Raw genomic sequence first — 25,403 nt, 5'->3', positions numbered from 1 at the left:
TGCCTATTTTGGCGCTGCTGCCGGCGTGACAGGCTCCGGCATTGCCGACGAGTGGTGGTGCGCGATCAGCCATTTCTTGTCGCGGTAGACATAGACATAGCTGTAGCGGGCCTTGACGATTTGCGTATCGCTGGGGGACTTGCCGGACAGCGTGAAGGTGTAGGTGCCGACGTCGGATGCCATGTTGCAGCCGATCTTGACGGTCCGCGTGTCGATCTTGCCTTGTGGGTGTTTCTTCAGGAAATCCACGAAGTAGCTCTGGATCGACGCGCTGTCGGTGCGCGGCGTGTTCGACACCGTCGGCAGCAGCACCGCGTCCGAGGCGTAATTGGCGGTGACCTTGGCGGGGTCGAGCGTTGCGAGCGAGGCATTCCAGCGGTCGAATAGCGCTTCGATCTGCTTTGTCGTGACGACCGCGCAGGTCATGGGCTTCGCATGTGCGAGAGAACCTGCGCTAACGAGGGCTAGCGCGATCGCGCCGGCAACGATTGTTCTGGTTTTCATGGCGCCACCGAAGGTTGCGAGTTTCGGATAGGGAACTCGCATAGATCATTCGGTGGCCGGACGCCAGTCCAGAGTGTGTTCGGTTACTGGCTCGCCCAGACGATGCGCGCGATCCAGGCGATGTCGGCGGCCGGAAAGCTGCGGTCTACATGGTTCGGATTGAGCGACTGCAGCTCGATGATCTTCGTGGTTCGGCGCTTCAATTCCTTCGCCATCACCTCGCCGTCCTTTGTCTTGACCACGACGCGGTCGCCCTTGCGGATCTGCGCTTCCGGCGAGACGACGATGATGTCGCCGTCGCGATAAGCGGGCTTCATCGAGTCGCCGGAGATCTTCAGCGCATAAGCGTGCTCGTCATTCACCGACGGCAGGCCCACTTCGTCCCAGCCCTTGCTGCCGGCGGGAAAACCCGCGTCGTCGAAGTAGCCGCCATGGCCGGCCTGTGCGAAGCCGAGCAGCGGCACCGACTGCACGATGCGCTTGGTACCTTCGATCAGCGTGACGAAGCTGTCGATGGTCACGCCGGTTGCGGTCAGCGCCTTCGAGACCGACTCCGTCGACGGCCAGCGTTCGCGGCCGTCGTTGGTGATGCGCTTGGATTTGTTGAAGGTCGTGGCGTCGAGCCCCGCCTTCTTCGCAAGGCCGGAGGGTGACATGCCGTTGCGCTCTGCGAGGCGGTCGAGGGCGTTCCAGATCTGGGCGTGCGAGAGCATCATCGGTTTCGGTCCCTTGGCCCGGATTTCTGCGGGGCGGTGAATCGTGGCGAAATCTAGGAATTATTGCCGTGAATGCACGGATTTCGCAACAGGCATTTGAAAAAAATGTGCAGCCTTGAAGTGGAGGGGGGGCGCCGATACGGTCGACTGTCGGCTCCAGCCATCGAATCCCGCGACTGGGCGTCCACACCACATCGAAAACAGCTGATTCAACCAAATTGGAAGTCTGGGCGGTTGCGCACCATCTATAAAATCTGTCCGGCCTCGAGCTGGCGCGAGGCTGAGCGCCAGGGCACCTATCGCGGCAGCGCCGACGATGCCCGGGACGGCTTCATCCACTTCTCGACCGCGGCACAGCTCCCCGAGACGCTCCGGAAGTATTATTTCGGCCAGACCGGCCTGTTTCTGGTCGCTGTGGACGCAGACGCACTCGGCGATGCCCTGCGCTGGGAGCCATCCCGCGGCGGCGATCTGTTCCCGCATCTCTACGGCGAACTCGATCTCGGCGCCGTCACGGCCGTCATGGATCTGCGTGCGCGCTCCGACGGCAACCACGACATTCCGGAGCTCAAATCGTGATCCGCGCTTTCGATGCCTTTTCCCTGCCGATGCTGCGTATGCTCGACGCCGAAGACGCGCACCGCCTCGCGATCCGCGGGTTGCGCATGCTGCCTTACGCCCGCCCGCGGCCGGACGATCCGAAACTCGCGGTCCGTGCATTCGGTCTGAACTTCCCCAATCCGGTGGGGATCGCCGCCGGCTTCGACAAGAATGCCGAGGTGCCGGACGCGCTGCTCCGTCTCGGCTTCGGTTTTGCCGAGATCGGGTCAGTGACGCCGAAGCCGCAATCCGGCAACCCACGCCCGCGCATCTTTCGGCTGGAGCGTGACGAAGCGGTCATCAACCGGCTTGGCTTCAACAATGACGGTGCGGAGGTCGTGCTGCGTCGGCTGGCTGCACGTGCGCAGAATGGCGGTATCGTCGGCGTCAATGTCGGCGCCAACAAGGATTCGCCCGATCGCACGCAGGATTATGTGCGGCTGATCGAGACCTTTGCGCCGGTGGCGAGCTATTTCACCGTCAACGTGTCATCGCCGAACACGCCGGGCCTGCGCAATCTGCAGCAGGCCGCCGAACTCGACGATCTGCTGGCGCGGGTGATCGATGCGCGTGAGCGCGTTCGCAAGAATGCGGGAGATTCTCCGGTGTTGCTGAAGATCGCGCCCGATCTCAGCCTCGCCGACCTCGACGATGTCGTCCATGTCGCGCGCTCGCGCGGCGTTGATGGCATGATCGTCGCGAACACCACGATCGGCCGTCCCTCGACCTTGCGCGAACAGGTACGCTCGAAAGAGCAGGGCGGATTGTCAGGGCGGCCCTTGTTCAGGCTGTCCACCCGCATGGTGGCGGAGACCTTCGTACGTGTCGAAGGTGCATTTCCGCTGATCGGCGCCGGCGGCATCGACAGCGGCGGTGCGGCGCTCACCAAGATTCGCGCGGGTGCGAGCCTGATCCAGCTCTATTCGGCGCTGGTCTATAAAGGCGTCGGCCTTGTCGACAGCATCAAGGCCGACCTGTCCTCGACGCTGCTGCGCACCGGCCGTGATTCACTGTCGGAAATCGTCGGCGCCGATGCGGCGACGATCACAGCGGAAGACTGGCCGGCGTAAGCCAGGCCTGCTGCGGAAACGACTGTCGCAGCAGGGCTGGATGACGCAGCGCCTGCAACGCGCCGCGCGACAGCATGAACACCAGAAACGCGAGCCATAGTCCGGTATTGCCAAGGCTGGCCAGTGCGAACCATGCGGCGATGTAAATCGCTAACGCCAGCAGCATCAGGTTGCGCATGTCGCGCGCCCACGATGCGCCGATATAGATGCCGTCATAGGCGTAAGCGAGGACGCCACAGGCGGGCGCCAGCGCTGCCAGCAGCATGTAATTCCGCGCAGCGAGCCGAACTTCGGGGCTGGTGGTGATGAAATCGATCAGCGCGCCGCCGAACAGCACGAATAGCAACGTGACAGCGATGCCGAATGCCGTGCTCCAGATCAGGACGAGCTTTACGGCCCGGGAAAACTGCTTGCGGTCGCGAGCGCCGGTGCCCTGACCGCAGAGTTGCTCGGCGGCGGTGGCGATGCCGTCGAGGAAGAACGAGCCGATCATGACGAAGTTGTTGAGTACTGCATTGGCAGCCAGGGTCAGGTCGCCTGCACGGGCGCCCTGCGCCGTGAAGAAGAGAAATGCAGCAATCAGTGCTGCCGTACGGATCATGATGTCGCGATTGACTGCGAACAACCGTAGTAGCCGGATGCGGTCGAACAGGATCGCGCGCGGCACATCGATGCGGCCGCCCAGGATTTTCCACATGGCGATGAGGCCGGCGAGAAAGCCCGCGGTTTCCGCGATCACCGTGGCCAGTGCTGCGCCGCTGACGCCAAAGTCGAATTGCAGGACCAGCAGGGAGGTGAGTGCCATATTGGCGAGATTGATGCCGACCTGCAGTGCCAGAGCGATCCCGGTGCGCGCCTGGCCGACCAGCCAGCCGAGAATGACATAGTTGCCGAGCATCAGCGGCGCGGACCAGAGTCGGATGAAGAAATACTGGCGTGCGGCGGATGTGACGGCGTCGCTGCCGCCCATGATGCGGAACACCAGCGCCGCCAGCGGTGTCCGCAAGATGATCAGCGTCAGCCCGATCGCTGCTCCGAGCATCAACGCGCGCAGCAGGATAGCGCGCACCTCGATCCGGTCACCGGCGCCAAGCGCCTGTGCGGTGAAGGCAACCGTCGCCATGCGCAGAAATCCGAACAGCCAGAAAATGCAGTCGAATGCCACGGAGGCCAAAGCCACACCGCCGAGCAGGTGCGGGTCGCCAAGCCTGCCGATTGCCGCGGTCGAGACGATGCCGATCAGAGGCGTCGTCAGATTGGCCAGCATGGCCGGGCCGGCAATGGCAAAGACGCGCCTGTTGGTGACGGACAATCCCGACGACATCAATGCAACCTGAAGCGGATGATGCGCGTCTCAGCGGCCGCGGGGGGCGCTGAACAGCCGCATGATCAGCCAGATCGGCACGACGATCACGGCGCCGAGCAGGAAGTAGCGCCAGAGGCCATTGATGGCATCGAAGCCGAGGTCATAGACCCACTGGAACAGGCGGCGGATGCTGGTGACAATGTTCCACGGATCGAAGCCGATGGCGGCGAGAACGACGCCGACCAGGATCGACAGCAGGATCAGCCGGCCGAGTACCGCCAGCGGCGAACCGCCGAGGAAGCGCGCCAGGCCGTCATTGTTGGCCGGCAAGTCCCGGGTCTCATTTGGCTGCATCATGGTCTCCTGCGCGCAAATCGCGCGCTGATCATAGGTGGTCCCACGCAAATGGGGAACCCGGCTCGTTCGTCAAGTATGGACCGTCAAGGCGTCGCAGGCTCGGGCGGCGCAATTGTGGTCTCCGCCTTCAGCATGCGCTCCAGCGTCTCCAGCCGGTCGGCCTCACGTGGCGGCTTGTCCCAGCGCAGCCGGCTGATGCGGGGAAACCGCATTGCGACACCCGACTTGTGCCGGGGCGAGCGCGCCAGCCCTTCAAAGGCAACTTCCAGCACCAGCCCCTTGTCAGGTTCGTGGGTGACGTGGCGGACCGGGCCGAACTTTTCGGTGGTGTTGCGGCGAACGAAGCGGTCGATTTGCAGCAGCTCTTCGTCGGTGAAGCCGAAATAGGCTTTGCCGACCGGTACCAGCTGGTCGCCGCTCTCGCCTGCGGTCCAGACGCCGAAGGTGTAATCCGAATAATAGGACGAGCGCTTGCCGTGGCCGCGTTGCGCATACATCAGCACCGCGTCGATGATGTGCGGATCGCGCTTCCATTTCCACCACTGGCCTTTCGGCCGTCCCGGCAGATAGGCGGAATCGCGCCGCTTCAGCATTACGCCTTCGACGGCATCGGCATCTTCGCCGGCTCCGGCACTGACAGGATCGGCACGCGCGGCGGTGAGGGCATCCCATGTTGCGAACGGGATCTGGTTCGACAGATCGATCCTGTCGTCGTCCAGCTCTGTGATGAATCTTTCCAGTTTGGTTCGTCGCTGTTCGAAGGGCAGTTCGCGCAAATCCGTCTCGCCGTCGCTGAGCAGGTCATAGGCGCGCAGATGGATGGGGTATTCCTTCATCAGCTTCGGCGTCACGCTTTTCCGGTTCAGCCGTTGTTGCAGCACATTGAATGACTGTACGCGGCCCTCGCGCAGCACTAGCAACTCGCCATCGATCGCGCCGGGCAAACGCAGCGATGGCGTCAGGTCCGGGAAGCTTCCGGTGATGTCCTCGCCGGTGCGCGAATAGAGCCGCGTGACGATCCTGTCGTCATCGCCTTTGCCGCTGACCGCCTGAATCCGGATGCCGTCCCATTTCCACTCCGCAACAAAATCGGACGCGTCGAGATTGGCGAAGTCGGAATCTTCGATGGCATGTGCCAGCATCACCGGGCGGAACGGCGCCGGATCGCGATTGACCGGCTTCTCCGCGCGACCTTCGAGCCAGGCGAACAATTCGCCATAGGGCGACTCAAGGCCGGGCCAGATCAGCTCGACGTCATGCGGGTCCTTGTCGCCGAGCGCCGCGGCGGCGGTCTTGGCCAGTCGCGCCGAAACGCCGATCCGCATCGCGCCGGTGACGAGCTTCAGCAGAGCCCAGCGCCCGGTCTCATCGAGTTCATCGAGCCAGCGGGTGAGTTGTGCGGGCAATTCGGCCTTGCCGAGCGTGCGGAGTGTGGTGACGACTTCGGTGAGTGTCGGTGGTGGCGGGTTGTTGCGCGCGATGTCCTGGGCCTTCGGCCACATCAGCGCAACCGTCTCCGAGAGATCGCCGACATAGTCATAAGAGAGTTCAAACAACACCGGATCAGTTCGCGATGCGATGAGGTCGCGGATCAATCCAGCTTTCGCATGCTTGAACGACAGCGCACCTGTCAGTGCCGCCAGCGCGTAGCCGCGGTCGGGATCGGACACTTCGCGGAAATAGCCCGTGATCAGCCGTAGCTTGTTGTTGCGGCCGGGTTCGTAGGCCAGGCGATCGAGCAGTTCGGCGAAGCGGTTCATGCCTCGGCGCTTTCGCCGGGCGGAAGTGTCTCTTCCTCCTCCTCGTCGCCATAGCCGATCAGCGCAAGAGGCCGAGCGGTCAGGCCTTTGCTCTGGCACCAATGCACCAGCGCGTCTTCCTGGCCATGAGTCACCCAGATTTCGCCGGCGCCGGTCGCACCGATTGTTGCGATCAAGCCGTCCCAATCGGCGTGGTCCGAAATCACCAGCGGCAGTTCGACGCCGCGTTGCCGCGCACGGGCGCGCACGCGCATCCAGCCGGACGCAAAGGCGGTGACTGGATCGGGAAAGCGCCGCGTCCACACATCCGATGTGGCCGACGGCGGCGCCAGCGTGATGGTGCCGGCGAGATCGGCTTTCCTGACGCCTTTCACCGGGCGTAATTCGCCGAGATCGATGCCGCGGCTCTGATAGTAGTGCGTGATCTTCTCCATCGCGCCGTGCAGATAGATCGGCGCATCATAACCGGCCTGACGGATCAGCTTGATGACCCGCTGTGCCTTTCCCAGCGAATAGGCGCCGACCAGATGCGCGCGCTCCGGAAACAGCGCGACCGAGGCCAGCAGTTTCTTCACTTCGTCGGCGGCATTGCCATGACGAAACACCGGAAGCCCGAACGTCGCTTCGGTGATGAACACATCGCAGGGCACCACCTCGAACGGTGTGCAGGTCGGGTCATGGGCGTCCTTGTAGTCGCCGGAGGCGACGATGCAGATATCCTTGCAGGTCACCGCCATCTGCGCGGAGCCGAGGACATGCCCGGCGGGGTGGCAGGACACCGTGACATCGCCGAGCCTGACCGTCTCGTCATAGGCAATAGCCTGCGTGCTGCCGGCGAAATTGTCGCCATAGCGTAGCCGCATCATGTCGAGCGTTTCCTGCGTCGCCAGCACATGGCCGTGACCCGGTCGCGCGTGATCCGAATGGCCGTGGGTGATCACGGCGCGCTCGACCGGTCTGACGGGGTCGATATGGAAGCCGCCCGGTTTGCAGCAAAGGCCGGCGGGAACCGGGATAAGGATGTCTTGCGGACGCATCTCGGTTATATAGGTCCGCCTTGGGTTGGTTCGAGTCATCCTGCGAACGCCCCGCCCTCCGATCGGTTCCCACCATGCCTGCGCGCTTGTTCATGTCATCCGGCGATATGAACGCCGACCGGCGTTTCGACTATGCGCGCGACCTGCAGGTACAGGGCGATCTGGTGGCGGCGGCCGATCTGTTCGAGCAGGCCACTGATTTGGCGCCGGGCTTTGCCACCGCATGGTTCGTGCTCGGGGAGGTCCGGGAGCAGCTGGGTGACACCGCCGGCGCCATCGCCGCGTTTCGCCGCGCGCAGGCCAGCGATCCCGGTGATCGCAACGGTGCTGGTCTGCGGTTGATGCGGCTCGGCGCTGACGATCTCTCGGCCATGCCGGCGACCTATGTGACGGCGCTGTTCGATCAATACGCGCCCAAGTTCGACGCCGCGCTGGTCGATACGCTCGGTTATCGCGGACCAGCGGTCCTGTTGGGCGCCGTGCGTGCCGCATGCGCTGCGACGGATAGGGTGATGCTCTTCCCCCGCGCCATCGATCTCGGTTGCGGCACCGGGCTGGCGGCCGGCGCTTTTGCCGCCTGCACCGGAGCCATCATTGGCATCGACCTGTCGCCGCGCATGATCGAGCGCGCTCATGCCACCGGGCTTTACGCCGAGCTTGAAGTGGCCGAGATCGTCGAGGGTTTGTGCCGCCGGTCAGATAGCAGTGTCGAGCTGGTCATCGCAGCCGACGTGTTGATCTATCTGCACGACCTTGCGCCGGTTTTGCGAGAAGCTACGCGCGTGCTGGTCCCAGACGGGTTGCTCGCCTTCACGGCTGAGACCCATGACGGCGACGGTGTCGCTCTCGGCGCGGGCTTGCGTTATGCGCAGAGCGAAGATCATCTGCGTGGCCTGATCGCAGCTGCCGGCCTGGCGCTCATTCATCTTGAACACGTTTCGTCTCGCACGGAACGCGGCCTTGCCGCGCCAGGACTGGTGGCCGTCGCGATCAAGCGTCGGCTTTAACGCCGTCGGGGTCAGCCAGGGCAAGTTTGCTGGCGCAATCCCGAATCGAAGCGAAAAGACGGTCGCTTCGTTGCAAGGGCTCCTTGCACAATGACGGCCGGGCAATACGTCTGTGAGCGCCAAGCGTCCTACCAAATAAAAACCCCGGCCGCGAGGCCGAGGTTTTGCCTATCGGAGATGTCGCTGTGATCAGTACTTCGCAACAACCGGGCTGTTGAAGTGATAGTTCAGGCCGGTGCGGAAGATGTGCTCGGTGACGTTGGTCGTGACGGTCGTGGTGTTGACGGTGTTCGAGGCCGTGCCGAGATCGACATAAAGATATTCGGTCTTGGAGGTCCAGTTCGGTCCGAACAGGCCGAGCAGCCGGAACGGGGTTTCGATACCCGCGCCTGCGGTCCAGCCGCTCTTGGTGGTCGAAACATTGAACACCTGGATGCCGTCTTCGCTGATCTTGGTCTTTACGCCGCCGTAAGCGTAACCGCCGGTGGCATAGAACAGGGTCGATCCCACGGAGTAGCCGAGGCGGCCGCGAACGGTGCCGAACCAGGGCAGCTTGGCGTCATAGGCGAGGCTGCCGAAGTCGATCACGGTCTTGTTGTCGCGCTGGCTGGAGGCCTGGATGTCGGCTTCCAGACCGTAGACCCAGTTCGCGGCTTGCCAGTTATAACCAAGCTGCAAGCCGCCGTTGATGCCGTCGGGAGCGAGGTTGAAGATCAGGCTCGTGGCCGGGTCGCCAGGCAGATCACCTGGTTTGGAGATGCTGCTGCGATCGCGGCCGGTGCCGGAACCGACGTTGCCGCCGAGATACCAGCCGGTCCAGTCCGCTGCGACGACCGGCGTGTAAACGGCGCCGCCGACGCGGTAGTTCAGCCCGACGCGAAAGATGTTCTCGCGAACTTCGGTGTTGAGCGTCTGGGGGCCGAACGCGTAGCTGTTGTTCCCCATGTTCAGGTAGAGATACTCGATCTTGCCGGTCCAGTTGCCGCCGAGGGCCGCTTCAACGCCGCTGCCGACGACCCAACCGTTCTGTATCCTGTTGGTAGAGAAGACCGTCCCGGAGTTATCGAAGGTGATGCTGGTCTTTACGTTGCCGTAAGCGTAACCGCCGGTCACGTAGCCAAGCACGGGACCGGTGGCCAGACCGATGCGGCCGCGAACGGTGCCGAACCAGTCGACCTTCTGATTGTAGGTGGTCGACAGGAACGGGCTTCCCAGATTGGTGCGGTCATCGCTCAGGCCTGCGCCCTGAATGTCGGCTTCGAGGCCGTAGACAACCGGGCCGAGCATGGAGCCCGTCTGCCAGTTGTAGCCGACCTGACCGCCGCCGAGAGCGCCTTGCGGCGACAAGTAAAGCGATTCGGTCCCGAAAGATGCGTTGTTATGGATGGCACGATCCCGGCCGAGCCCGATGCCGGCGTTGACGCCCAGATAGAAGCCGGTCCAGTCATAAACGGCGACTACCGGCGCTTTGTAGTACGGCGCCTTCGCGGCCATGTCGGCGGCTTGTGCACCGGCGGTCAGGGACAACAGCGCGGCGGTCGTGAGGCAGAGGCTTTTCATGAAGGGATCCAGTTCAGATTTCTGGTCGAATTATGAAGCGGTAACTAGATGCTGTCTGTAGCCGCGCGACCAGAAATTGCGGTATTTGGATATTGGGTTCCTTGTGGTTAATTTTCTCGGAACAGCGTTGTTCAGGGCGCAAACAAAAACCCCGGCCGCGAGGCCGGGGTTTTCGATTTTAGCGAATGTCGCTGAGATCAGTACTTCGCAACAACCGGGCTGTTGAAGTGATAGTTCAGACCGGTGCGGAAGATGTGCTCGGTAACCTTGCTCTCGCTGACGACGCCGGGAAGGATCGTGGTCGAAGCTGAGCCGAGGTCGACATAGAGATATTCGGTCTTCGAGGTCCAGTTCGGTCCGAACAGGCCGAGCAGCTTGAAGGGGGTCTCGATGCCGGCGCCGGCGGTCCAGCCACTCTTGGTGGTCGAAGCGTTGGCAACTTCCACGCCCAGTGCGTTGATCTTGGTCTTCACGCCGCCGTAGGCGTAACCGCCGGTGGCGTAGAACAGGGTCGAACCGACCGAGTAGCCGAGGCGGCCACGAACCGTGCCGAACCAGGGCAGCTTCTGATCGTAGCTGACGAGGCCGAGAGCAACGGCAGTTTTGTTGTCGCGCTGGCTGGAAGCCTGGATGTCGGCTTCAAGACCGTAAACCCAGTTCGATGCCTGCCAATTGTAACCGATCTGGGCACCGCCGTTGATGCCGTCCGGAGAAAGGTTGAACTGCTCGGGAACCGGGGTGACGCCGGTAAGCGTGGTGCGATCACGACCGGTGCCGGAACCGATGTTGCCGCCGAGGTACCAGCCGGTCCAGTTCGCCGCAGCGACCGGGGTGTAAACGCTGTTGCCGCCGATGCGGTAGTTCAGACCGACGCGGAACAGGTTTTCACGCAGTTCGGTGTTGGTGAGCTGGGTGGGGGTGGCGAACGCATCAGAGCGGTTGCCGAGGTTCAGGTAGAGATATTCGATCTTGCCGGTCCAGTTGCCGCCGAGCGCTGCTTCCACGCCGCTGCCGATGGTCCAGCCGGTCGCCATGCGGCTGTCCGAGAACGCCGTCACGCCGCCTTCGGTGATCGTGGTCTTGACGTTGCCGTAGGCGAAACCGCCGGTGAAGTAGCTCAGGACCGGACCGGTTGCGAGACCGACGCGGCCACGAACGGTGCCGAACCAATCCGACTTCTGACCGTAGACGGTCTGCAGCGGGCCAACCACATTGGCGCCACCGCCGGTGAGGCCCGAACCCTGGATGTCGGCTTCGAGGCCGTAAACGATCGGGCCGAGCAGCGAGTCGCCCTGCCAGTTATAGCCGATCTGGCCGCCGCCGAAGCCGCCCTGCGGCGTGAGATACAGCGAGTCGCCGGTGTAGCTGTGGGTGACGCGGTCGCGGCCGATGCCGACGCCGGCGTTCACACCGATGTAGAAGCCGGTCCAGTTATAGACCGAGACGAGGGGCGCCTTGTAATAAGGGGCCTTGACGGCCAGATCGGCAGCCTGCGCGCTCACAGCGGTTCCGAGCAGCGCGGCGCTCGCAAGAAGAATACGTTTCATGGTCGACCCCAATTCAGATTTGAACCGTTAGAATAGGGGAGTCGGGCCATATTGGCTGTATCCGGACGGCCACACTGTCCGACATTGCAACCGCAGGGGCGCCGGCCAAAAAAAGCCGGTTAAATAAGCGTTTAGACGTCCGTGGCGCGATGCGTATTTCGTCACGTTTGGGTGCGCAGAGACCCTGTCGATAGCCAACCCACGGAAAACATGAGGCAACCTATGAGGGATTGCCAAGCCTGTCGCGCCCGCAGAGGATAAGGGCAAGCTCGTACAGCCGCGATCAACGCCGCGACGGGTCACAAAAACACACCCGCACAAGCGGGTCTCAGGGAGAAAACACCAGATGCCTTCGCGCCACAGGTCCGTCTTCAGGACCGCAACACTCGCTGCAGTTGTCTCCGTACTGGCCCATTTGGCCTTCGCAGCAGACAAGAAATACGATCCGGGTGCCAGCGATACCGAGATCAAGCTCGGCCAGACCATCCCCTATAGCGGCGCCGGTTCCCTGTACGGCGTGATCGGTCGGACACAGGCCGCCTATTTCCAGATGCTGAACGAAAAGGGCGGCATCAACGGGCGCAAGATCAATTTCATGTCGCTGGACGATGCCTACAGCGCGCCGAAGGCCGTCGAGGCCACTCGCCGGCTCGCCGAGCAGGACGAGGTGCTGGCGCTGTTCGGCTCGCTGGGCACTGCGCCGCAGTCGGCGGTGCAGAAGTTTCTCAATAGCAAGAAGATCCCGCAGCTCCTGCTGAACACCGGCGCGTCGCGCTGGAACAACCCGAAAGAGTTCAAATGGACTACGCCGGGCCTGCCGATCTATTCGACCGAGGGCCGGATCATCGCGCGCTACCTGATGCAGGCCAAGCCGAATGCCAAGGTCGCGATCCTTTACCAGAACGACGAGTTCGGAAAGGACTTCATGAATTCGTTCAAGGAGATTCTGGCCGAAGCGGGCGGCTCCGCGAAGGTGATCGCCGAGGCGTCTTATGACCTCACCGATCCGACCATCGATTCCCAGCTGATCAATCTGGCGAAATCGGGCGCCGACACCTTCTTCAACATCTCCACCGGCAAGGCGACGTCGCAGTCGATCCGCAAGGTCGCGGAGCTCGGCTGGAAGCCGCTGCATCTCCTGGTGTCGACATCAAGCGGCCGCTCGATCATCAACGCCGCCGGCGCCGAGAATGCCAAGGGCATCGTGGCGATGACCTACACCAAGGAAGTCGGCAGCGAGAAGTGGAAGGACGATCCGGACGTGATCGCCTTCCAGGAGCTGCGCAAGAAGTATCTGCCGAATGTCGATCCCGACAACACCATCGCATTCCAGGGCTATTCGCAGGGCGTGACCATGGCGGAGATCCTGCGCCGCTGCGGCGACGATCTCACCCGCGAGAACGTGCTCAAGCACGCCACCAATCTGGAAGGCTACCGCGCACCGGTGTTCCTGCCGGGTATCACCTATGGCTTCACGCCGACCGACTACACCACCATCAAGGCGCTCTATGTGGGCACATTCAACGGCACCGACTGGGATCTGTCGGACAAGCCGGTGAGCCAGTAAGCGCGTATCTTAAAATAACGACCATCCCCGGCGGATAGGCCGGGGATGGAGACGACCAATCGGACTCGCAAAGAGCCGTATCAAAAATCATCAGGGAGAAAACGCCATGAACAAGGGACTGTTTGCGTCTGCGGCGCGGGTCGCCGTCGTCGTGTTGCCACTGACTGTGACGGCCGCTATCGCCGCCGACAAGAAATACGATCCAGGCGCCAGCGACACTGAAATCAAGATCGGACAAACCATTCCGCATAGCGGACCCGGTTCGCTCTATGGCGTGCTGGGCCGTGTCGGTGAAGCCTATTTTCAGAGCTTGAACGAGAAAGGCGGCATCAACGGCCGCAAGATCAAGTTTCTGACGATGGACGATTCCTACAGCGCGCCGAAGGCGGTCGAGGCCACCCGCCGTCTCGTTGAGCAGGAAGAAGTCCTGGCTCTGTACGGCTCGCTCGGCACAGCGCCGCAGACGGCCGTGCACAAATATCTCAATTCCAAGGGCGTACCGCAGCTGCTGCTCAACACCGGCGCATCCAAGTGGAACGATCCGAAGAACAACAAATGGACCATGGCCGGCCTGCCACTCTATCCGACCGAGGCGCGTATTCTCGCCAAATATGCCGTCAGCGTGAATCCGAATGCGAAAGTCGGCATCCTCTATCAGAACGATGATTTCGGCCGGGATTTCCTGGGGCCGTTCAAGGATGAACTCGCGAAAGCCGGCGGCACCGCGAAGGTGATCGCCGAGGTGACCTACGATCTCACTGATCCCACGATCGACTCGCAGCTGATCAATCTCGCCAAATCCGGCGCCGATGTCTTCTATAACATCACCACCGGCAAGGCGACGTCGCAATCGATTCGCAAGGTGGTCGAGCTCGGCTGGAAGCCGCTGCAGTTGTTGTCCGCGGGCTCCACCGGCCGATCGATCCTGGAGGCGGCAGGGTTGGAGAATGCCAAGGGCATCGTCTCGATTGCCTATGGCAAGGATATTGGTTCGCCGCTCTATGCCAAGGATCCCGACATCGTGGCGTTCGAAGCTTTGCGCGCGAAATATCTGCCCACGGTCTCTGCCGATAATTCGATCGCCTTCTTCGGCTATGGTCAGGCCGTGTCCATGGCAGAGATTTTGCGCCGCTGCGGCGACGAGCTCACCCACGAGAACGTGCTGAAACAGGCTATCGGCCTAAACGGCTTCCGCGCTCCGCAAATGTTGCCGGGGGTGAGCTACAGCTATACCAATGACGCCTATGTTCCGATGGCGACGCTGTACACCCAGCGGTTCGACGGCAAGGACTGGATCATCTCCGACAAGTCGGTGACGCAATAAGACCACAGGTCTCTCCATGTCATTGCGAGCCCCGGCGAAAATTGCGCAGCCAATTTCGTTTGGGCGGAGCAATCCAGTCCTCTCTTGCTGTTTTCTGGATTGCTTCGTCGCAAGGGCTTAGGGGAAAGTTGCACGGCAACTTTCCTTGACCTCGCAATGACGGCTGAGAGTGCCTAGTTCTAACGCGTGCCGCCCCGTAAATCCGTCGCCAAACCCGACCTGTTGCCCGATCACTTCCTGCGCTGGTTCGCCATGCGCGGCTGGTCGCCGCGCGAACATCAATTGGCGCTGCTGCAGAAGGCGCGCGACGATCGCTCGGCGCTGCTGATCGCGCCGACCGGCGCAGGCAAGACGCTGGCCGGCTTCCTGCCGACGCTGGTGGAACTGTCTAACCTCTCCCCGCTTGCGGGGAGAGGTCGGCTTGAGAGCGCAGCGAACAAGTCGGGTGAGGGGGAGCGCATAATTGAAACTCCCGAGGTCGCCGAAGCTCCCCCTCACCCGTCGCGGACTGCGTCCGCGCCACCCTCTCCCCGCAAGCGGGGCGAGGGGAAAAACGCCCTTGTCTCCACCGGCCGCGGCGTTCAGCGCACCGGTGGCCTGCACACGCTCTACATTTCCCCGCTCAAAGCTCTCGCCGTCGACATCGCGCGCAACCTGGAAACACCGATCGCGGAGATGATGCTGCCGATCAAGGTCGAGACCCGCACCGGCGACACGCCGGTGTCGCGCCGCGCGCGGCAGCGGCGTTATCCGCCGGACATCCTGCTGACCACGCCGGAACAGCTGGCCTTGCTGTTGTCGTCCGACGACGCGCCGTTTCTGTTCTCGTCACTCAAGCGCGTCGTGCTCGACGAGTTGCATGCGCTGGTGACGTCGAAGCGCGGGGATCTACTGTCGCTCGGCCTTGCGCGCCTCTGGAAGCTCGCGCCCGACATGCGCGCCATCGGCTTGTCGGCAACGGTTGCCGAGCCTGAATCACTGGCACGCTTTCTGGTGCCGCAGCCTGTTGGTGAAAGCGTCTCGGCCGATATCGTCGTCGCCGGCGGCGCGGCCGAGCCGGTGGTCGAGATGCTCGACACCAGGGAACGTCTGCCCTGGGCCGGCCACTCCGCGCGCCATGCGCTTGGCGAAATCTACGATCTCATCAAGGCCAACAAGACGACGCTGGTCTTCGTCAACACCCGTAGTCAGGCCGAGATGCTGTTCCAGGATCTCTGGCGCATGAATGACGACGGTCTCGCCATCGCGCTCCATCATGGCTCTCTTGACGTCGCGCAGCGCCGCAAGGTCGAGGACGCGATGTCGGCCGGGAAACTACGCGGTGTGGTCTGTACCTCGTCGCTCGATCTCGGCGTCGACTGGGGCGATGTCGATCTCGTCATCAATGTCGGCGCCCCCAAGGGGGCATCGCGGCTGATGCAGCGCATTGGCCGCGCCAATCACCGCATCGACGAAGCTTCGCGCGCCGTGTTGGTTCCGGCCAATCGTTTTGAGGTGCTGGAATGTCGCGTCGCCATCGATGCCGTTGCCGAAAATGCACAGGATACTCCGCCGTTGCGGACTGGCTCGCTCGACGTGCTGGCGCAGCACGTGCTCGGCTGCGCCTGCGGCGCACCGTTTCGCGCGGACGATCTCTATGACGAAGTGCGCTCGGCGGCGCCCTATGCCGAACTGTCGCGTGTCGACTTCGACGATACCGTGGAGTTCGTGGCGTCCGGCGGCTATGCGCTGAAAATCTATGAGCGTTTCGCCCGTATCAAGCAGGACGCCTCGGGCAAATGGCGCGTCACCAATCCCAAGGTGCGCCAGATGTATCGCATGAATGTCGGCACCATCGTCGAGGACACGATGCTGAAGGTGCGGCTGGTGCGCGGAGGCAGCGGAAAAGCCAAAAAGGGTGTCACTGGTGCGCTGGCGCGCGGGGGACGCATGCTCGGTCAGATCGAGGAATATTTCATCGAAGGCCTCGTGGTCGGCGACACCTTCGTCTTCGGCGGAGAAGTCGTCCGCTATGAATCCCTGGTCGAGGATCAGGTCGATGTCTCGCGCGCCCATGACAAGGACGCGAAAGTGCCGTCCTATATGGGCGGCAAGTTTCCGCTCTCGACCTACCTCGCGGAACGCGTGCGCAAACTGCTGGACGATGAGCGCGCCTGGAAAGGCCTGCCCGACCAGGTGCGCGAATGGTTGTTGCTGCAGGCCCATGTCTCGCATGTGCCTGGTACGCGCGAACTGATGGTTGAGACCTTTCCGCGCGCCGACAAGCATTATCTCGTCTGCTATCCGTTCGAAGGCCGCCTCGCGCATCAAACATTGGGCATGCTGTTGACGCGCCGTCTTGAACGCGCCCGCGCGCGGCCGCTGGGTTTTGTCGCCAACGAATATGCGCTGGCCATATGGGGCCTCGGCGACACGTCGCACATGATCAGGCAGGACAGGCTTGATCTCGCCGCTTTGTTCGATCCCGACATGCTCGGCGACGATCTCGAAGCCTGGCTCGCGGAATCGGCGCTGATGAAGCGGACGTTCCGCACCTGCGCGGTGATCTCGGGGCTGATCCATACGCGTTTCACCGGCGAGGAGAAATCGCGCCGTCAGGTGCTGTTCTCCACCGACCTGATCTACGACGTTTTGCGCAAGCATCAACCCGATCACGTGCTGTTGCGCGCCGCGCGGGCCGATGCTGCGACGGGATTGCTGGACATTCGGCGATTGAGCGACATGCTGACGCGCATCCAGGGCCGTATCATTCACCGGGAACTCGATCGCGTGTCGCCGCTGGCGGTGCCGGTGATGCTGGAAATCGGCCGTGAAGCGGTATACGGCGAAGCGTCGGACGAGCTCCTGGCGGAAGCCGCCGAGGAACTCGTGAAAGAGGCCTCTGGACAGTCGGATGGGTAGAGCGAAGCGAAACCCATGCTGCAGTTCCGCGCTATTGATGGGTTTCGCAACTGCTCTACCCATCCTACAAAAGAACCATGCACGCCGATTCGATCATCACCGCCGATATGAGCACCGTCAGCATCGCCGGCGTCACGTTGGCTGCGGACCTGTCGGGCGCCTTGTATTGGGAAGAGCAGAAACTTCTCGTGGTGTCCGACCTGCATCTCGAAAAGGGCTCGAGCTATGCCAATCGCGGGGTGCTGCTGCCGCCCTACGATACGATCGCAACACTCGGTCGCCTCGGTGCGGTGATCGCGCGTCACGATCCGCGCATTGTGATTGCGCTCGGCGACAGTTTCCACGACCGTGACGCCCATGAGCGGTTGTCCCCGGCCAATCGCGAGGTGCTGTCCGCATTGCAGATGCGCCGTGACTGGATCTGGATATCAGGCAATCACGATCCCGCATTGCCGCCGGATCTCGGCGGCACCGTCGCGGAAGAAGTCGCCATCGGCCCGATCACCTTTCGTCATGAGCCGACCGGTGCTGCAGGCGAGATTGCCGGTCATTTGCATCCGAAGGCGCGCGTCAGCACGCGCGGTCGCGCGGTCGAACGGCGTTGCTTTGCGAGCGACGGCGCCCGCGCGGTGATGCCGGCCTTCGGCGCCTATGCCGGCGGGCTCAACATCCGCGATGCGGCATTCGCGCGGATCTTCCAGACCCTTGGCTTTGTTGCCCATGTGCTCGGCGACCGGCGTATGCACGCCATTGCTGCCTCGCGCTGCTGCTAGAGCAACATTTCATACATCGTCGTTCTACCCGTCCAGGAGAAGGCGAACCTGCGGGATTTCCAGGATGGCAGTCTCCTTTGCGGGCTGGCTGTTGACGAGATGGTCGATAAGATCCTCAGTCGTCGAGCTTCGGGTCAGCATCAGGCAGGTCGCATTGTCGGCGCGCGTTGCGTGCCAAACGCCGGCGCGCATGCAGATTCCGACGCCGGGAGACAAACGATAAGCTCGGAGGGTCGACAGGTCCGGCGTCTGGTTTGCGTCACTCAAGCAAAGGATTTGAACGATCTCTTTCGTGAGAGGCACGACCGCCTGCTGGGTCATGTGATGGACTTCGAGCTTTGAGACAAGCGGATTGTTGTCACGATACTCGACCCACAAGACCTCGGTGTTGCCTCCCGTGCCGGGATCAAAGAAGTGTTCGTGCCAGAAATCGCTCGCCGGGCTTCGAAGACCGACCGCGTCTTTTTTGAGTGGATCGGTTTTGCCGAGCACCCACCCGAAGGGCTCGAACGATGTGGGACTCAGAGCCTCGACAGTAACAGCGTTGGATGTCGGCATGGAGGGCTCCTGAGGCTCCCGTCCGAAGCATGGCTTCATGGCCCTGCAAACCGACGAGTATTAAAAGAAAGAGCGGCCTTACGCCGCCTTCGCCTGCACGCTATCGCAGAACGCGGCGAGGTGGTCGGCAAGCCGCAGCGTTGCCGGGCTCGCGTCGGGCGCGGCCATCAGCGTCACTTCAGTCTGGTCGATCGGCGCGAAGCCTTCCTTCGCTGTCAGAATGCGATGATCGGCCTGGATAGCCATGTCGGACAGGATGCTGAGGCCAAGTCCGGCGGCGACCGCGGCCTGGATGCCGGCGAGGCCGGAGCTCGTATAGGCCATATGCCAGCTGCGGCCTGCCGCCTCGATGGCATGGATCGCGCGGGTCCGGTAAAGGCAGCCGGCGGGAAAGCCGATCAACGGGACCGACCGGATGGCGGGGTCGATCGGATGCGCCTTGCTCGTGACCCAATGGATCCGCTCGGGCCACACCGCAATGCCACCTTTCTCACCGGCGGCGCGCTTGAACAGTGCCAGGTCGAGTTCGCCGCGTTCGAGATCGCGGCGCAAATACGTGCTTTGGTCGGCGCGCACGTCGAGCCGCAAGCCGGGCCGCGACCGCGAAAAATTCGCCAGCAATTCGGTCAGGCGATAGGCCGCGAAATCCTCGGGGATGCCGAGCCTGACAGCGCCTTCATTGGTCGGGCGCGCCAGTACGTCGCGAGCTTCCTCCGCCAGCGCCAGCAGTCGTCGCGCATAGGACAGCAGCCGCTCGCCGGCTTCGGTCGGGGTCACGTCCTTGCCGGCGCGGTTCAGCAGCGGCTGGCCGATATCCTCTTCCAGTCGCTTGATTTGCTGGCTGACGGTGGATTGGGTGCGGTGAACGCGCTCGCCGGCGCGGGTAAAGCCGCGGGCATCGACCACCGAGACGAAGCTGCGCAGGAGTTCGAGATCCAGCATCGGCTGTCCATTCGTTTTTCAACTGACAACAAGTATATCATTTAATTTCCAAATGGGAAGGCGGGCGCATAGACCGGTGGCAAAGGAGATTTCCGATGTCCCTCGCGCCGTCAGTCGCGGTTCCTCGTGCCGCCTTCAATCCGCTGCCGATCTATATCGGCATCTTCTGTCTGCTTTGGAGTTTCTCCTTCGTCGCAGGGAAGATCGCCGTCACCGATTGCCCGCCGCTCATTTTGCTCGCCGCGCGGTTCTCGCTCGCTGGTGTTCTGATCCTTGGCATTTCCGCCCTGCGCCGCGGTGCCTGGTCGCTGTCCTGGCGCGATGTTGCGGCTTACGCCGTCATCGGTCTGGCCAATAACGCGCTGTATCTCGGCCTCGGCTATACCGGCCTGCAAACCATCTCCGCCGGTCTCGGTGGCCTGGTCGTCAGCGCAAACCCGGTGTTTACGGCTGTGTTCGCAGCACTGTTGCTGAAGGAGCCGCTCACCGGACGCAAGGTCGCCGGGCTCTTGCTCGGCATCGCCGGCGTCGCCTCGATCGTCTGGCACCGCATATCGGTGGGCACCGACAGCGCGCAGGGCATCGTATTCACGCTGGCGTCGCTCGCGTCCATCGTGACCGGGACGATCCTGTTCAAGCTGCTGGCTCCGAAGGGCAGCCTGTGGCTCGGCAACGGCGTGCAGAATCTTGTGGCCGGCGTGGTGCTGATCCCGGTGGCGCTCACGTTTTCCGATATTGGCGCGATCGTGCCGAGTGCGCGATTGATCGCTTCGTTTGCATTCCTGACATTGGGCGGTTCTATCCTCGGTTATCTACTGTGGTTTCATCTCCTGAAGACCTGCGGCGCCACTGCTGCCAGCGCCTATCACTTCCTGATGCCGCCCCTCGGCATGCTGTTCGCCTGGATGGTGCTCGGCGAGCATGTCGAAAGTCGTGATCTCCTGGGGATCGTCCCGGTCGCCCTCGGTATCTATCTCGTCACCAGACCGGCCGCTTTACCAGTACCCTTGCGACAGGAGTAATTCATGTCCCTCACTATCACCCTGATCGGCGGCCCCACCGCGCTGATCGAAATCGACGGCTTCCGGTTGCTCACCGATCCGACCTTCGATCATCCGGGCGCCTACAAGCTGCCGCATGTCACGCTGGAGAAACTCGTCGGCCCCGCGATCTCCGCTGCGCAAGTCGGCGCGGTTGATGCGGTGTTGCTCAGTCACGATCAGCACTCCGACAATCTTGATAATTCCGGGCGCGATTTCCTGCGCCACGCGCCGCGCGTGCTGACAACCATTGCGGGCGCCAGGCGCCTCGGTGGGGATGTTGAAGGTCTCGCGCCATGGGACAGCACTGAGCTTACAGGCAAGGATGGTCAGTCGCTGACGATCACCGCGACCCCGGCGCGTCATGGCCCGGCCGGCATCGAGCCGCTGTCGGGCGATGTCATCGGATTCGTGCTGAGCTCGAACGCGCCAGGGAGCAGGCCGATCTACATTACAGGCGACACGGTCTGGTTCGATGGTGTCGCCGAGGTCGCGCGGCGTTTTCCGGCCGGCGTAGTGCTGCCCTTCGCCGGCGCGGCGCAAACCCGCGGGCCATTCCACCTCACCATGGACACCAACGACACGATCGAGACGGCGCGCGCATTTCCCGATGCGACGATTGTGCCGGTGCACACCGACGGATGGGCGCATTTCAAACAGAGCGCCGGCGATCTGCGCGCATCCTTCGATACGCTCGGCTTCGGTGCCCGTCTGCGTATCCTCGAACCGGGTGTGCGGACCTTGATCTAGCCCATTGCCAGTCCCTGCTTCGGAACGTTAGCTGCGACGGCACGTTGCCGAGCGGTGAGATGGCAGAGATCAGATGTCGGACCAGTCCAGCGAGAAGCCTGATGATCAGAAGGAAGAAGCTACTGGTCCGAAAGGCTTTCTGAAACGGCTTGGTCCTGGTCTGATCACCGGCGCTTCCGACGACGATCCTTCCGGCATCGGCACCTATAGCCAGGCCGGGGCGCAGCTCGGCTACGGCATCGGCTGGACCATGCTGCTGACCTTTCCGCTGATGGTCGCAATCCAGGAAATTTCCGGACGCGTCGGCAGCGTGACCGGTCGTGGCATTTCCGGAAATGTCTGCCGGCACTATCCGGCATCGCTGCTGCATCTCATCGTGTCGCTGCTGTTCATCGCCAACACGATCAACATCGCGGCCGATCTCGGCGCCATGGCCGATGCCACCAAGCTGCTCGTTGGCGGTCACGGCATCATTTATGTCGTTCTGTTCGGCGCGCTCTCGGTGGGCGCGCAGATTTTCTTCGACTACAAGCGCTACGTCTCGGTGCTGAAGTGGCTGACGCTCTGCCTATTCTCCTATGTCGCCGCGCTTGCGGTCGTGAAGGTCGACTGGAGCGCGGCTCTCACAGGCATCCTGCTGCCGCAAATCACCTGGAGCGGCTCGTATCTCACCACCATAGTCGCCATTCTCGGGACGACGATTTCGCCATATCTGTTCTTCTGGCAGGCCTCGCAGGAGGCGGAGGACGAACGTATCGATCCCGCCAAAGCTCCGTTGATCGAGAGGCCGATTGGTGCCGCGATGGAGTTTTCGCGCATTCGGGCCGACACGATCGTCGGCATGGCATTTTCGAACCTGATCGCGCTGTCGATCATCATCACGGCTGCGGCCACGCTCAATGCCTCCGGCAAGACGGATATCGAGACCTCGGCGCAGGCGGCTGAAGCCTTGCGTCCGATCGCCGGAGTATTCGCAGAGTGGATATTTGCGCTGGGCATCGTCGGCACGGGTCTGCTGGCGATCCCGGTGCTCGCAGGCTCAACTGCTTATGCTGTCGGCGAAGGTCAGCGCTGGCTGGTCGGCCTTGATCGCAAGCCGCGCGAGGCCGTGGCGTTCTACGCGGTTCTGGCACTGTCCGCGGTGATCGGGATCGCGCTGAATTTCACCTCGATCAACCCGATCTCGGCGCTGTACTGGAGCGCCGTCATTAACGGCGTTCTGGCAGTGCCGGTGATGGTGCTGCTGATGGTGATGTCGCGCCGCAAGGATGTAATGGGCGATTTTGTGATCAAGGGGCCGTTGCACTGGCTCGGTTGGCTGTCGACTGCAGCAATGGCCATCAGCGTGGTGGCGATGGTCGTGGGGATTTTTCTTTAATCCCGCCGAAACACGATCGACGCGGCCCACCCGGACATCAGCGCCATCGCGGCGGTGAGCAGTCCGTAGATGAAACCGTGATTGCGCGCGGCATTGGCGACGAACTGCTCGAAGCCGACCTTGACGATATCGAACGCTGTCTCCGCTTTCGAGATCAGCGCACCGTCGGCGAACAGTTTGATCTCGACATCGTAGGTTCCGATGGGCACTTCGGCGGGTAGCGGAATGCTGGTTCGGAACAGCGTCGGTGTCAGGAATGTCACCGCTGAGGTCTCCTCGCGATACAGTCCGTGTTCCTTGCGCAGTCGCACAAAGGCGCTGCGGAACGGGTCTGTGGCCACGACGTCCGCATAGTCGGTGCCGACGCGCTGGGTCAGCAGGACGTTATTGATTCCGAGCTGCTGGCGGCGCTGTACGTCGGCAGGCGCGATGGCGTCCATAGGACGGTTGGAAAACACGGCGAGATAGGACGGCACCTGCAGGAATTGGCGCGAATCCGTGTTGATCCAGATGCCGAAGCGGCGCTCCTTGCGCCGGGTCATGAGGTCGGTGCGCGGTCCGTTGACGGTGACGACGAGATTGTAGTTGTTGCGGCCGGGCGGTGTCTTGTCGTCTTTCTCGACAGCGCCGAACAGCACCAGTTCCTCGCCGGCATAATTCGGCGTCACGGTCACGCGATGGTTCGATACCGAAACGATCAGTTGTTCGGCGCGGGCCGGAGCGAGCATTCCGATGCCGAGTGCGGCGATGATCGGGAGCGCGCGTATCATGGAGCGACGCCTCCGGTATCGCGGATCGTGAACAGATCCGTGGGGCGAACGACCAGTTCCACCGCGAAGCGGACGCCGACCGCCAGGATCAGCAGGCCCAGCAGCAGGCGCAAATGCTCGCCGCGAATCTTCTGCCCGGCGCGGGCGCCGAATTGTGCGCCGGTGACGCCGCCGACCATCAGGATGAGGGCCAGCACCGCATCGACCAGATGATTGGTGACGGCGTGCAGCAATGTCGCGATCACCATGGTGACCAGCGTCAGCACCATAGATGTGCCGATGACCGTCGAAGTCGGAATGCGCAGCCAGTAGATCAGGATCGGGATCAGGATAAAGCTGCCGCCGATGCCCATCACGGCGCCGATGAAGCCGATCAGGAGACCGACGGCGATCACCGGGATCACCGAGAGATAGATCTTGGAGCGCTTGAACCGCATCTTGAGCGGCAGGCCGTGAACCCAGCTATGGCTGCCGGACCGGCGCAAGTTCACGGGATCACCGCGCCGTATGCGCAGCAGCGCGCGCAGGCCCTCCCAGAACATCAAGCTGCCGACGGCGGTGAGCAGGATCACATAGGACAGCGAGATGGTGAGGTCGAGCTGGCCGAGATTGCGCAGCTGCGTGAAGGCCCACACGCCGAGCGCCGTGCCGACCACGCCGCCGGTCAGAAGCACACTCGCAAGCGCGGGATCGATGGCGCGGCGTCGCCAGTAGGACAGCGCGCCGGAGAAAGACGAGGCTGCAATGTGGCTTGCCACTGACGCGACCGACACCGCGGGGGCGATGCCGACGAAAATCAGTAGCGGTGTCATCAGGAAGCCGCCGCCGATCCCGAACATGCCGGAGACGAAGCCGACTGCAGCGCCCATCGCCAGGATGAGCAACACATTGATCGGAATGTCGGCGATCGGGAGATACAGTTGCACGCGCGTTCGCTTCGGAATTCTGGCCCTGAGTTGGGCCGAAACCGCTCATGGCGTGGTTCTGGAGGCGGCGCGGATTGCGAGCCGCGTCCCCGTCTTAGACGATATCGTCCGTTGATGGGATTAAAGAATCCGGTAAAGGCGCGGTTTTCCGCCTCTGCCGATGATGCACCTTTCAAGGTGGTAAATTTTGTTGGGCCAGGCGCAGGCCGGCGGCGTCACGACTTCCTGGCCGGATCGGTGACGAGGTTCATGGCGGCAGCCTCGCTGGTGCCGAGCCAGCGGATTTTCTCGGTGGCTGACATCGCCTCGACGACCGACGAGGCGACGCCCATCTTGGTCATGTAGCTCAGCACATAGCCCATGGTGCGCTGCGCGGACGCAACAGGATCCGCCCCCGGCTTGGGCGAGACGAAGCGGTGAACGCCCAGCTTTGAGCCCTCGACACCTATGCGGGCCTTGCCGCCCGCATAGGTCATCACGCAGGCGCTGGCGCAGTAGGACGGTTTGATGCGGCCCGCCGAATCCACCGTGCCCACCGCCGTAGTCAGCCCGCGCGCACGGATGATCTCGCCCATGATGATGGCCTGGCCGACATTTCCGCCCGGAGACGACAGCAATACGGTATCGCCGGGCGCGAGTTTGGCTTCATCGAGCTTTTCGCGAAACCAGCTCGCAGTGGCCGGGCCGATCTCGCCGGTGATCGCCAACGCTGAACGGCCGCGGCCCGAATTGTCCGGATCGAGACTTCCGACCTCCGAAGACGCCATGCTCGGCGAGACATAGAGGTCTTTCCAATAGGCCCAGGCCTCCGGTTTGGAGAGCTCCTGATAAGCCTGCGCGCCGATACCGCCGAATATCACGACCGCGAATGCGACCGAAGGCCAGTTGAACCATTTGCTGCGCGGTGCCTCGGGTGGTGGAGGCTGCGATGGAGCGGGCGGCTCGGCGGGACATGCGGCCCAGGGGTTGACCGTAGGGATCCCTGACGGGCGTTCCGCGTCCCCCGATGC

General features: G+C 62.7%; 23 protein-coding genes. 10 read left to right on the top strand and 13 right to left on the bottom strand.

Annotated features, from left to right (window positions below; genetic code table 11):
• Window positions 1-3 precede the first annotated feature (3 nt).
• Window positions 4-504, bottom strand: coding sequence for an SgcJ/EcaC family oxidoreductase (locus tag AB8A23_RS03015; RefSeq protein WP_089266926.1), 501 nt, complete (start codon window positions 502-504; stop codon window positions 4-6).
• An 83-nt stretch (window positions 505-587) separates the two neighbouring features.
• Window positions 588-1,217 (bottom strand): S24 family peptidase, encoded by a 630-nt coding sequence (locus AB8A23_RS03010; protein WP_089266927.1) that lies wholly within the window; start codon window positions 1,215-1,217, stop codon window positions 588-590.
• Between the two features lie 237 nt (window positions 1,218-1,454).
• On the opposite strand from AB8A23_RS03010, the gene AB8A23_RS03005 reads away from it, so the two are divergent.
• Window positions 1,455-1,799 (top strand): DUF952 domain-containing protein, encoded by a 345-nt coding sequence (locus AB8A23_RS03005; protein ID WP_439056926.1) that lies wholly within the window; start codon window positions 1,455-1,457, stop codon window positions 1,797-1,799.
• Window positions 1,796-2,890: a quinone-dependent dihydroorotate dehydrogenase gene (locus AB8A23_RS03000; protein WP_092140230.1), complete on the top strand. Its 1,095-nt coding sequence runs from the start codon at window positions 1,796-1,798 to the stop codon at window positions 2,888-2,890. The genes AB8A23_RS03005 and AB8A23_RS03000 overlap by 4 nt, the downstream gene beginning before the upstream one ends.
• On the opposite strand, the gene AB8A23_RS02995 is transcribed toward AB8A23_RS03000, so the two are convergent.
• From AB8A23_RS02995 to AB8A23_RS02980, 4 genes are all read right to left on the bottom strand, one after another.
• Complete coding sequence (locus AB8A23_RS02995; protein ID WP_439056927.1) at window positions 2,865-4,214, bottom strand: MATE family efflux transporter; 1,350 nt, start codon at window positions 4,212-4,214, stop codon at window positions 2,865-2,867. The two genes, AB8A23_RS03000 and AB8A23_RS02995, sit on opposite strands and share 26 nt — an antisense overlap.
• A gap of 30 nt (window positions 4,215-4,244) precedes the next feature.
• The gene (locus AB8A23_RS02990) at window positions 4,245-4,550 is read right to left on the bottom strand and encodes a DUF6460 domain-containing protein (RefSeq protein WP_068737958.1); all 306 of its coding nucleotides are present in this window, start codon (window positions 4,548-4,550) and stop codon (window positions 4,245-4,247) included.
• Window positions 4,551-4,636: 86 nt separating this feature from the next.
• Entirely contained in the window at window positions 4,637-6,313 is a 1,677-nt protein-coding gene (locus AB8A23_RS02985; RefSeq protein ID WP_439056928.1) for an ATP-dependent DNA ligase, read from the bottom strand.
• A complete protein-coding gene (locus tag AB8A23_RS02980; RefSeq protein ID WP_439056929.1) occupies window positions 6,310-7,350 on the bottom strand; it encodes a ligase-associated DNA damage response exonuclease in 1,041 nt (346 codons plus the stop codon). Before AB8A23_RS02980 ends, AB8A23_RS02985 begins: the two co-directional genes overlap by 4 nt.
• Window positions 7,351-7,424: 74 nt before the next feature.
• On the opposite strand from AB8A23_RS02980, the gene AB8A23_RS02975 reads away from it, so the two are divergent.
• Window positions 7,425-8,357, top strand: coding sequence for a methyltransferase domain-containing protein (locus AB8A23_RS02975; protein ID WP_439056930.1), 933 nt, complete (start codon window positions 7,425-7,427; stop codon window positions 8,355-8,357).
• Between the two features lie 189 nt (window positions 8,358-8,546).
• Here the strand turns inward: AB8A23_RS02975 and AB8A23_RS02970 are convergent, their stop codons facing one another.
• Window positions 8,547-9,917 (bottom strand): outer membrane protein, encoded by a 1,371-nt coding sequence (locus AB8A23_RS02970; protein ID WP_439056931.1) that lies wholly within the window; start codon window positions 9,915-9,917, stop codon window positions 8,547-8,549.
• 197 nt (window positions 9,918-10,114) lie between these two features.
• Window positions 10,115-11,464, bottom strand: coding sequence for an outer membrane protein (locus AB8A23_RS02965; RefSeq protein ID WP_175365907.1), 1,350 nt, complete (start codon window positions 11,462-11,464; stop codon window positions 10,115-10,117).
• 346 nt (window positions 11,465-11,810) lie between these two features.
• Here AB8A23_RS02965 and AB8A23_RS02960 point away from each other — a divergent pair, with 346 nt between their 5' ends.
• The 4 genes from AB8A23_RS02960 (at window position 11,811) to pdeM (ending at window position 18,029) form a co-directional block, all read left to right on the top strand.
• Window positions 11,811-13,031, top strand: coding sequence for an ABC transporter substrate-binding protein (locus tag AB8A23_RS02960; protein ID WP_439056932.1), 1,221 nt, complete (start codon window positions 11,811-11,813; stop codon window positions 13,029-13,031).
• 106 nt (window positions 13,032-13,137) lie between these two features.
• Window positions 13,138-14,355 (top strand): ABC transporter substrate-binding protein, encoded by a 1,218-nt coding sequence (locus AB8A23_RS02955; RefSeq protein ID WP_231078378.1) that lies wholly within the window; start codon window positions 13,138-13,140, stop codon window positions 14,353-14,355.
• Window positions 14,356-14,541: 186 nt separating this feature from the next.
• Window positions 14,542-17,256, top strand: a complete 2,715-nt coding sequence (locus AB8A23_RS02950) for a ligase-associated DNA damage response DEXH box helicase (protein WP_439056933.1) — start codon at window positions 14,542-14,544, stop codon at window positions 17,254-17,256.
• A 77-nt stretch (window positions 17,257-17,333) separates the two neighbouring features.
• Window positions 17,334-18,029 (top strand): ligase-associated DNA damage response endonuclease PdeM, encoded by a 696-nt coding sequence (gene pdeM, locus AB8A23_RS02945; RefSeq protein ID WP_439056934.1) that lies wholly within the window; start codon window positions 17,334-17,336, stop codon window positions 18,027-18,029.
• Between the two features lie 24 nt (window positions 18,030-18,053).
• Here the strand turns inward: pdeM and AB8A23_RS02940 are convergent, their stop codons facing one another.
• Both AB8A23_RS02940 and AB8A23_RS02935 read right to left on the bottom strand, forming a co-directional pair.
• Window positions 18,054-18,587: an ureidoglycolate lyase gene (locus tag AB8A23_RS02940; protein ID WP_439056935.1), complete on the bottom strand. Its 534-nt coding sequence runs from the start codon at window positions 18,585-18,587 to the stop codon at window positions 18,054-18,056.
• 78 nt (window positions 18,588-18,665) lie between these two features.
• Window positions 18,666-19,529 (bottom strand): LysR substrate-binding domain-containing protein, encoded by an 864-nt coding sequence (locus tag AB8A23_RS02935; protein WP_439056936.1) that lies wholly within the window; start codon window positions 19,527-19,529, stop codon window positions 18,666-18,668.
• Between the two features lie 95 nt (window positions 19,530-19,624).
• On the opposite strand from AB8A23_RS02935, the gene AB8A23_RS02930 reads away from it, so the two are divergent.
• The 3 genes from AB8A23_RS02930 to AB8A23_RS02920 all read left to right on the top strand — a co-directional run bounded on the left by AB8A23_RS02930 (window position 19,625) and on the right by AB8A23_RS02920 (window position 22,697).
• The gene (locus tag AB8A23_RS02930) at window positions 19,625-20,551 is read left to right on the top strand and encodes a DMT family transporter (RefSeq protein ID WP_439056937.1); all 927 of its coding nucleotides are present in this window, start codon (window positions 19,625-19,627) and stop codon (window positions 20,549-20,551) included.
• Between the two features lie 3 nt (window positions 20,552-20,554).
• Entirely contained in the window at window positions 20,555-21,319 is a 765-nt protein-coding gene (locus AB8A23_RS02925; protein WP_439056938.1) for an MBL fold metallo-hydrolase, read from the top strand.
• 73 nt (window positions 21,320-21,392) lie between these two features.
• Entirely contained in the window at window positions 21,393-22,697 is a 1,305-nt protein-coding gene (locus tag AB8A23_RS02920) for an NRAMP family divalent metal transporter (protein ID WP_439056939.1), read from the top strand.
• On the opposite strand, the gene AB8A23_RS02915 is transcribed toward AB8A23_RS02920, so the two are convergent.
• From AB8A23_RS02915 to AB8A23_RS02905, 3 genes are all read right to left on the bottom strand, one after another.
• On the bottom strand, window positions 22,694-23,467 hold the full coding sequence (locus AB8A23_RS02915; RefSeq protein ID WP_068737508.1) for a TIGR02186 family protein: 774 nt from the start codon (window positions 23,465-23,467) through the stop codon (window positions 22,694-22,696). The two genes, AB8A23_RS02920 and AB8A23_RS02915, sit on opposite strands and share 4 nt — an antisense overlap.
• Window positions 23,464-24,393, bottom strand: coding sequence for a sulfite exporter TauE/SafE family protein (locus tag AB8A23_RS02910; protein ID WP_175365915.1), 930 nt, complete (start codon window positions 24,391-24,393; stop codon window positions 23,464-23,466). Before AB8A23_RS02910 ends, AB8A23_RS02915 begins: the two co-directional genes overlap by 4 nt.
• Window positions 24,394-24,608: 215 nt before the next feature.
• On the bottom strand, window positions 24,609-25,253 hold the full coding sequence (locus tag AB8A23_RS02905; RefSeq protein WP_439056940.1) for a hypothetical protein: 645 nt from the start codon (window positions 25,251-25,253) through the stop codon (window positions 24,609-24,611).
• Window positions 25,254-25,403: the final 150 nt, after the last annotated feature.

The sequence above is a fragment of the Tardiphaga sp. 619_E2_N8_4 genome, from assembly GCF_051810905.1.
GTDB classification, from domain to species: domain Bacteria; phylum Pseudomonadota; class Alphaproteobacteria; order Rhizobiales; family Xanthobacteraceae; genus Tardiphaga; species Tardiphaga robiniae.
This window is presented reverse-complemented; position numbering and strand designations above follow the sequence as displayed.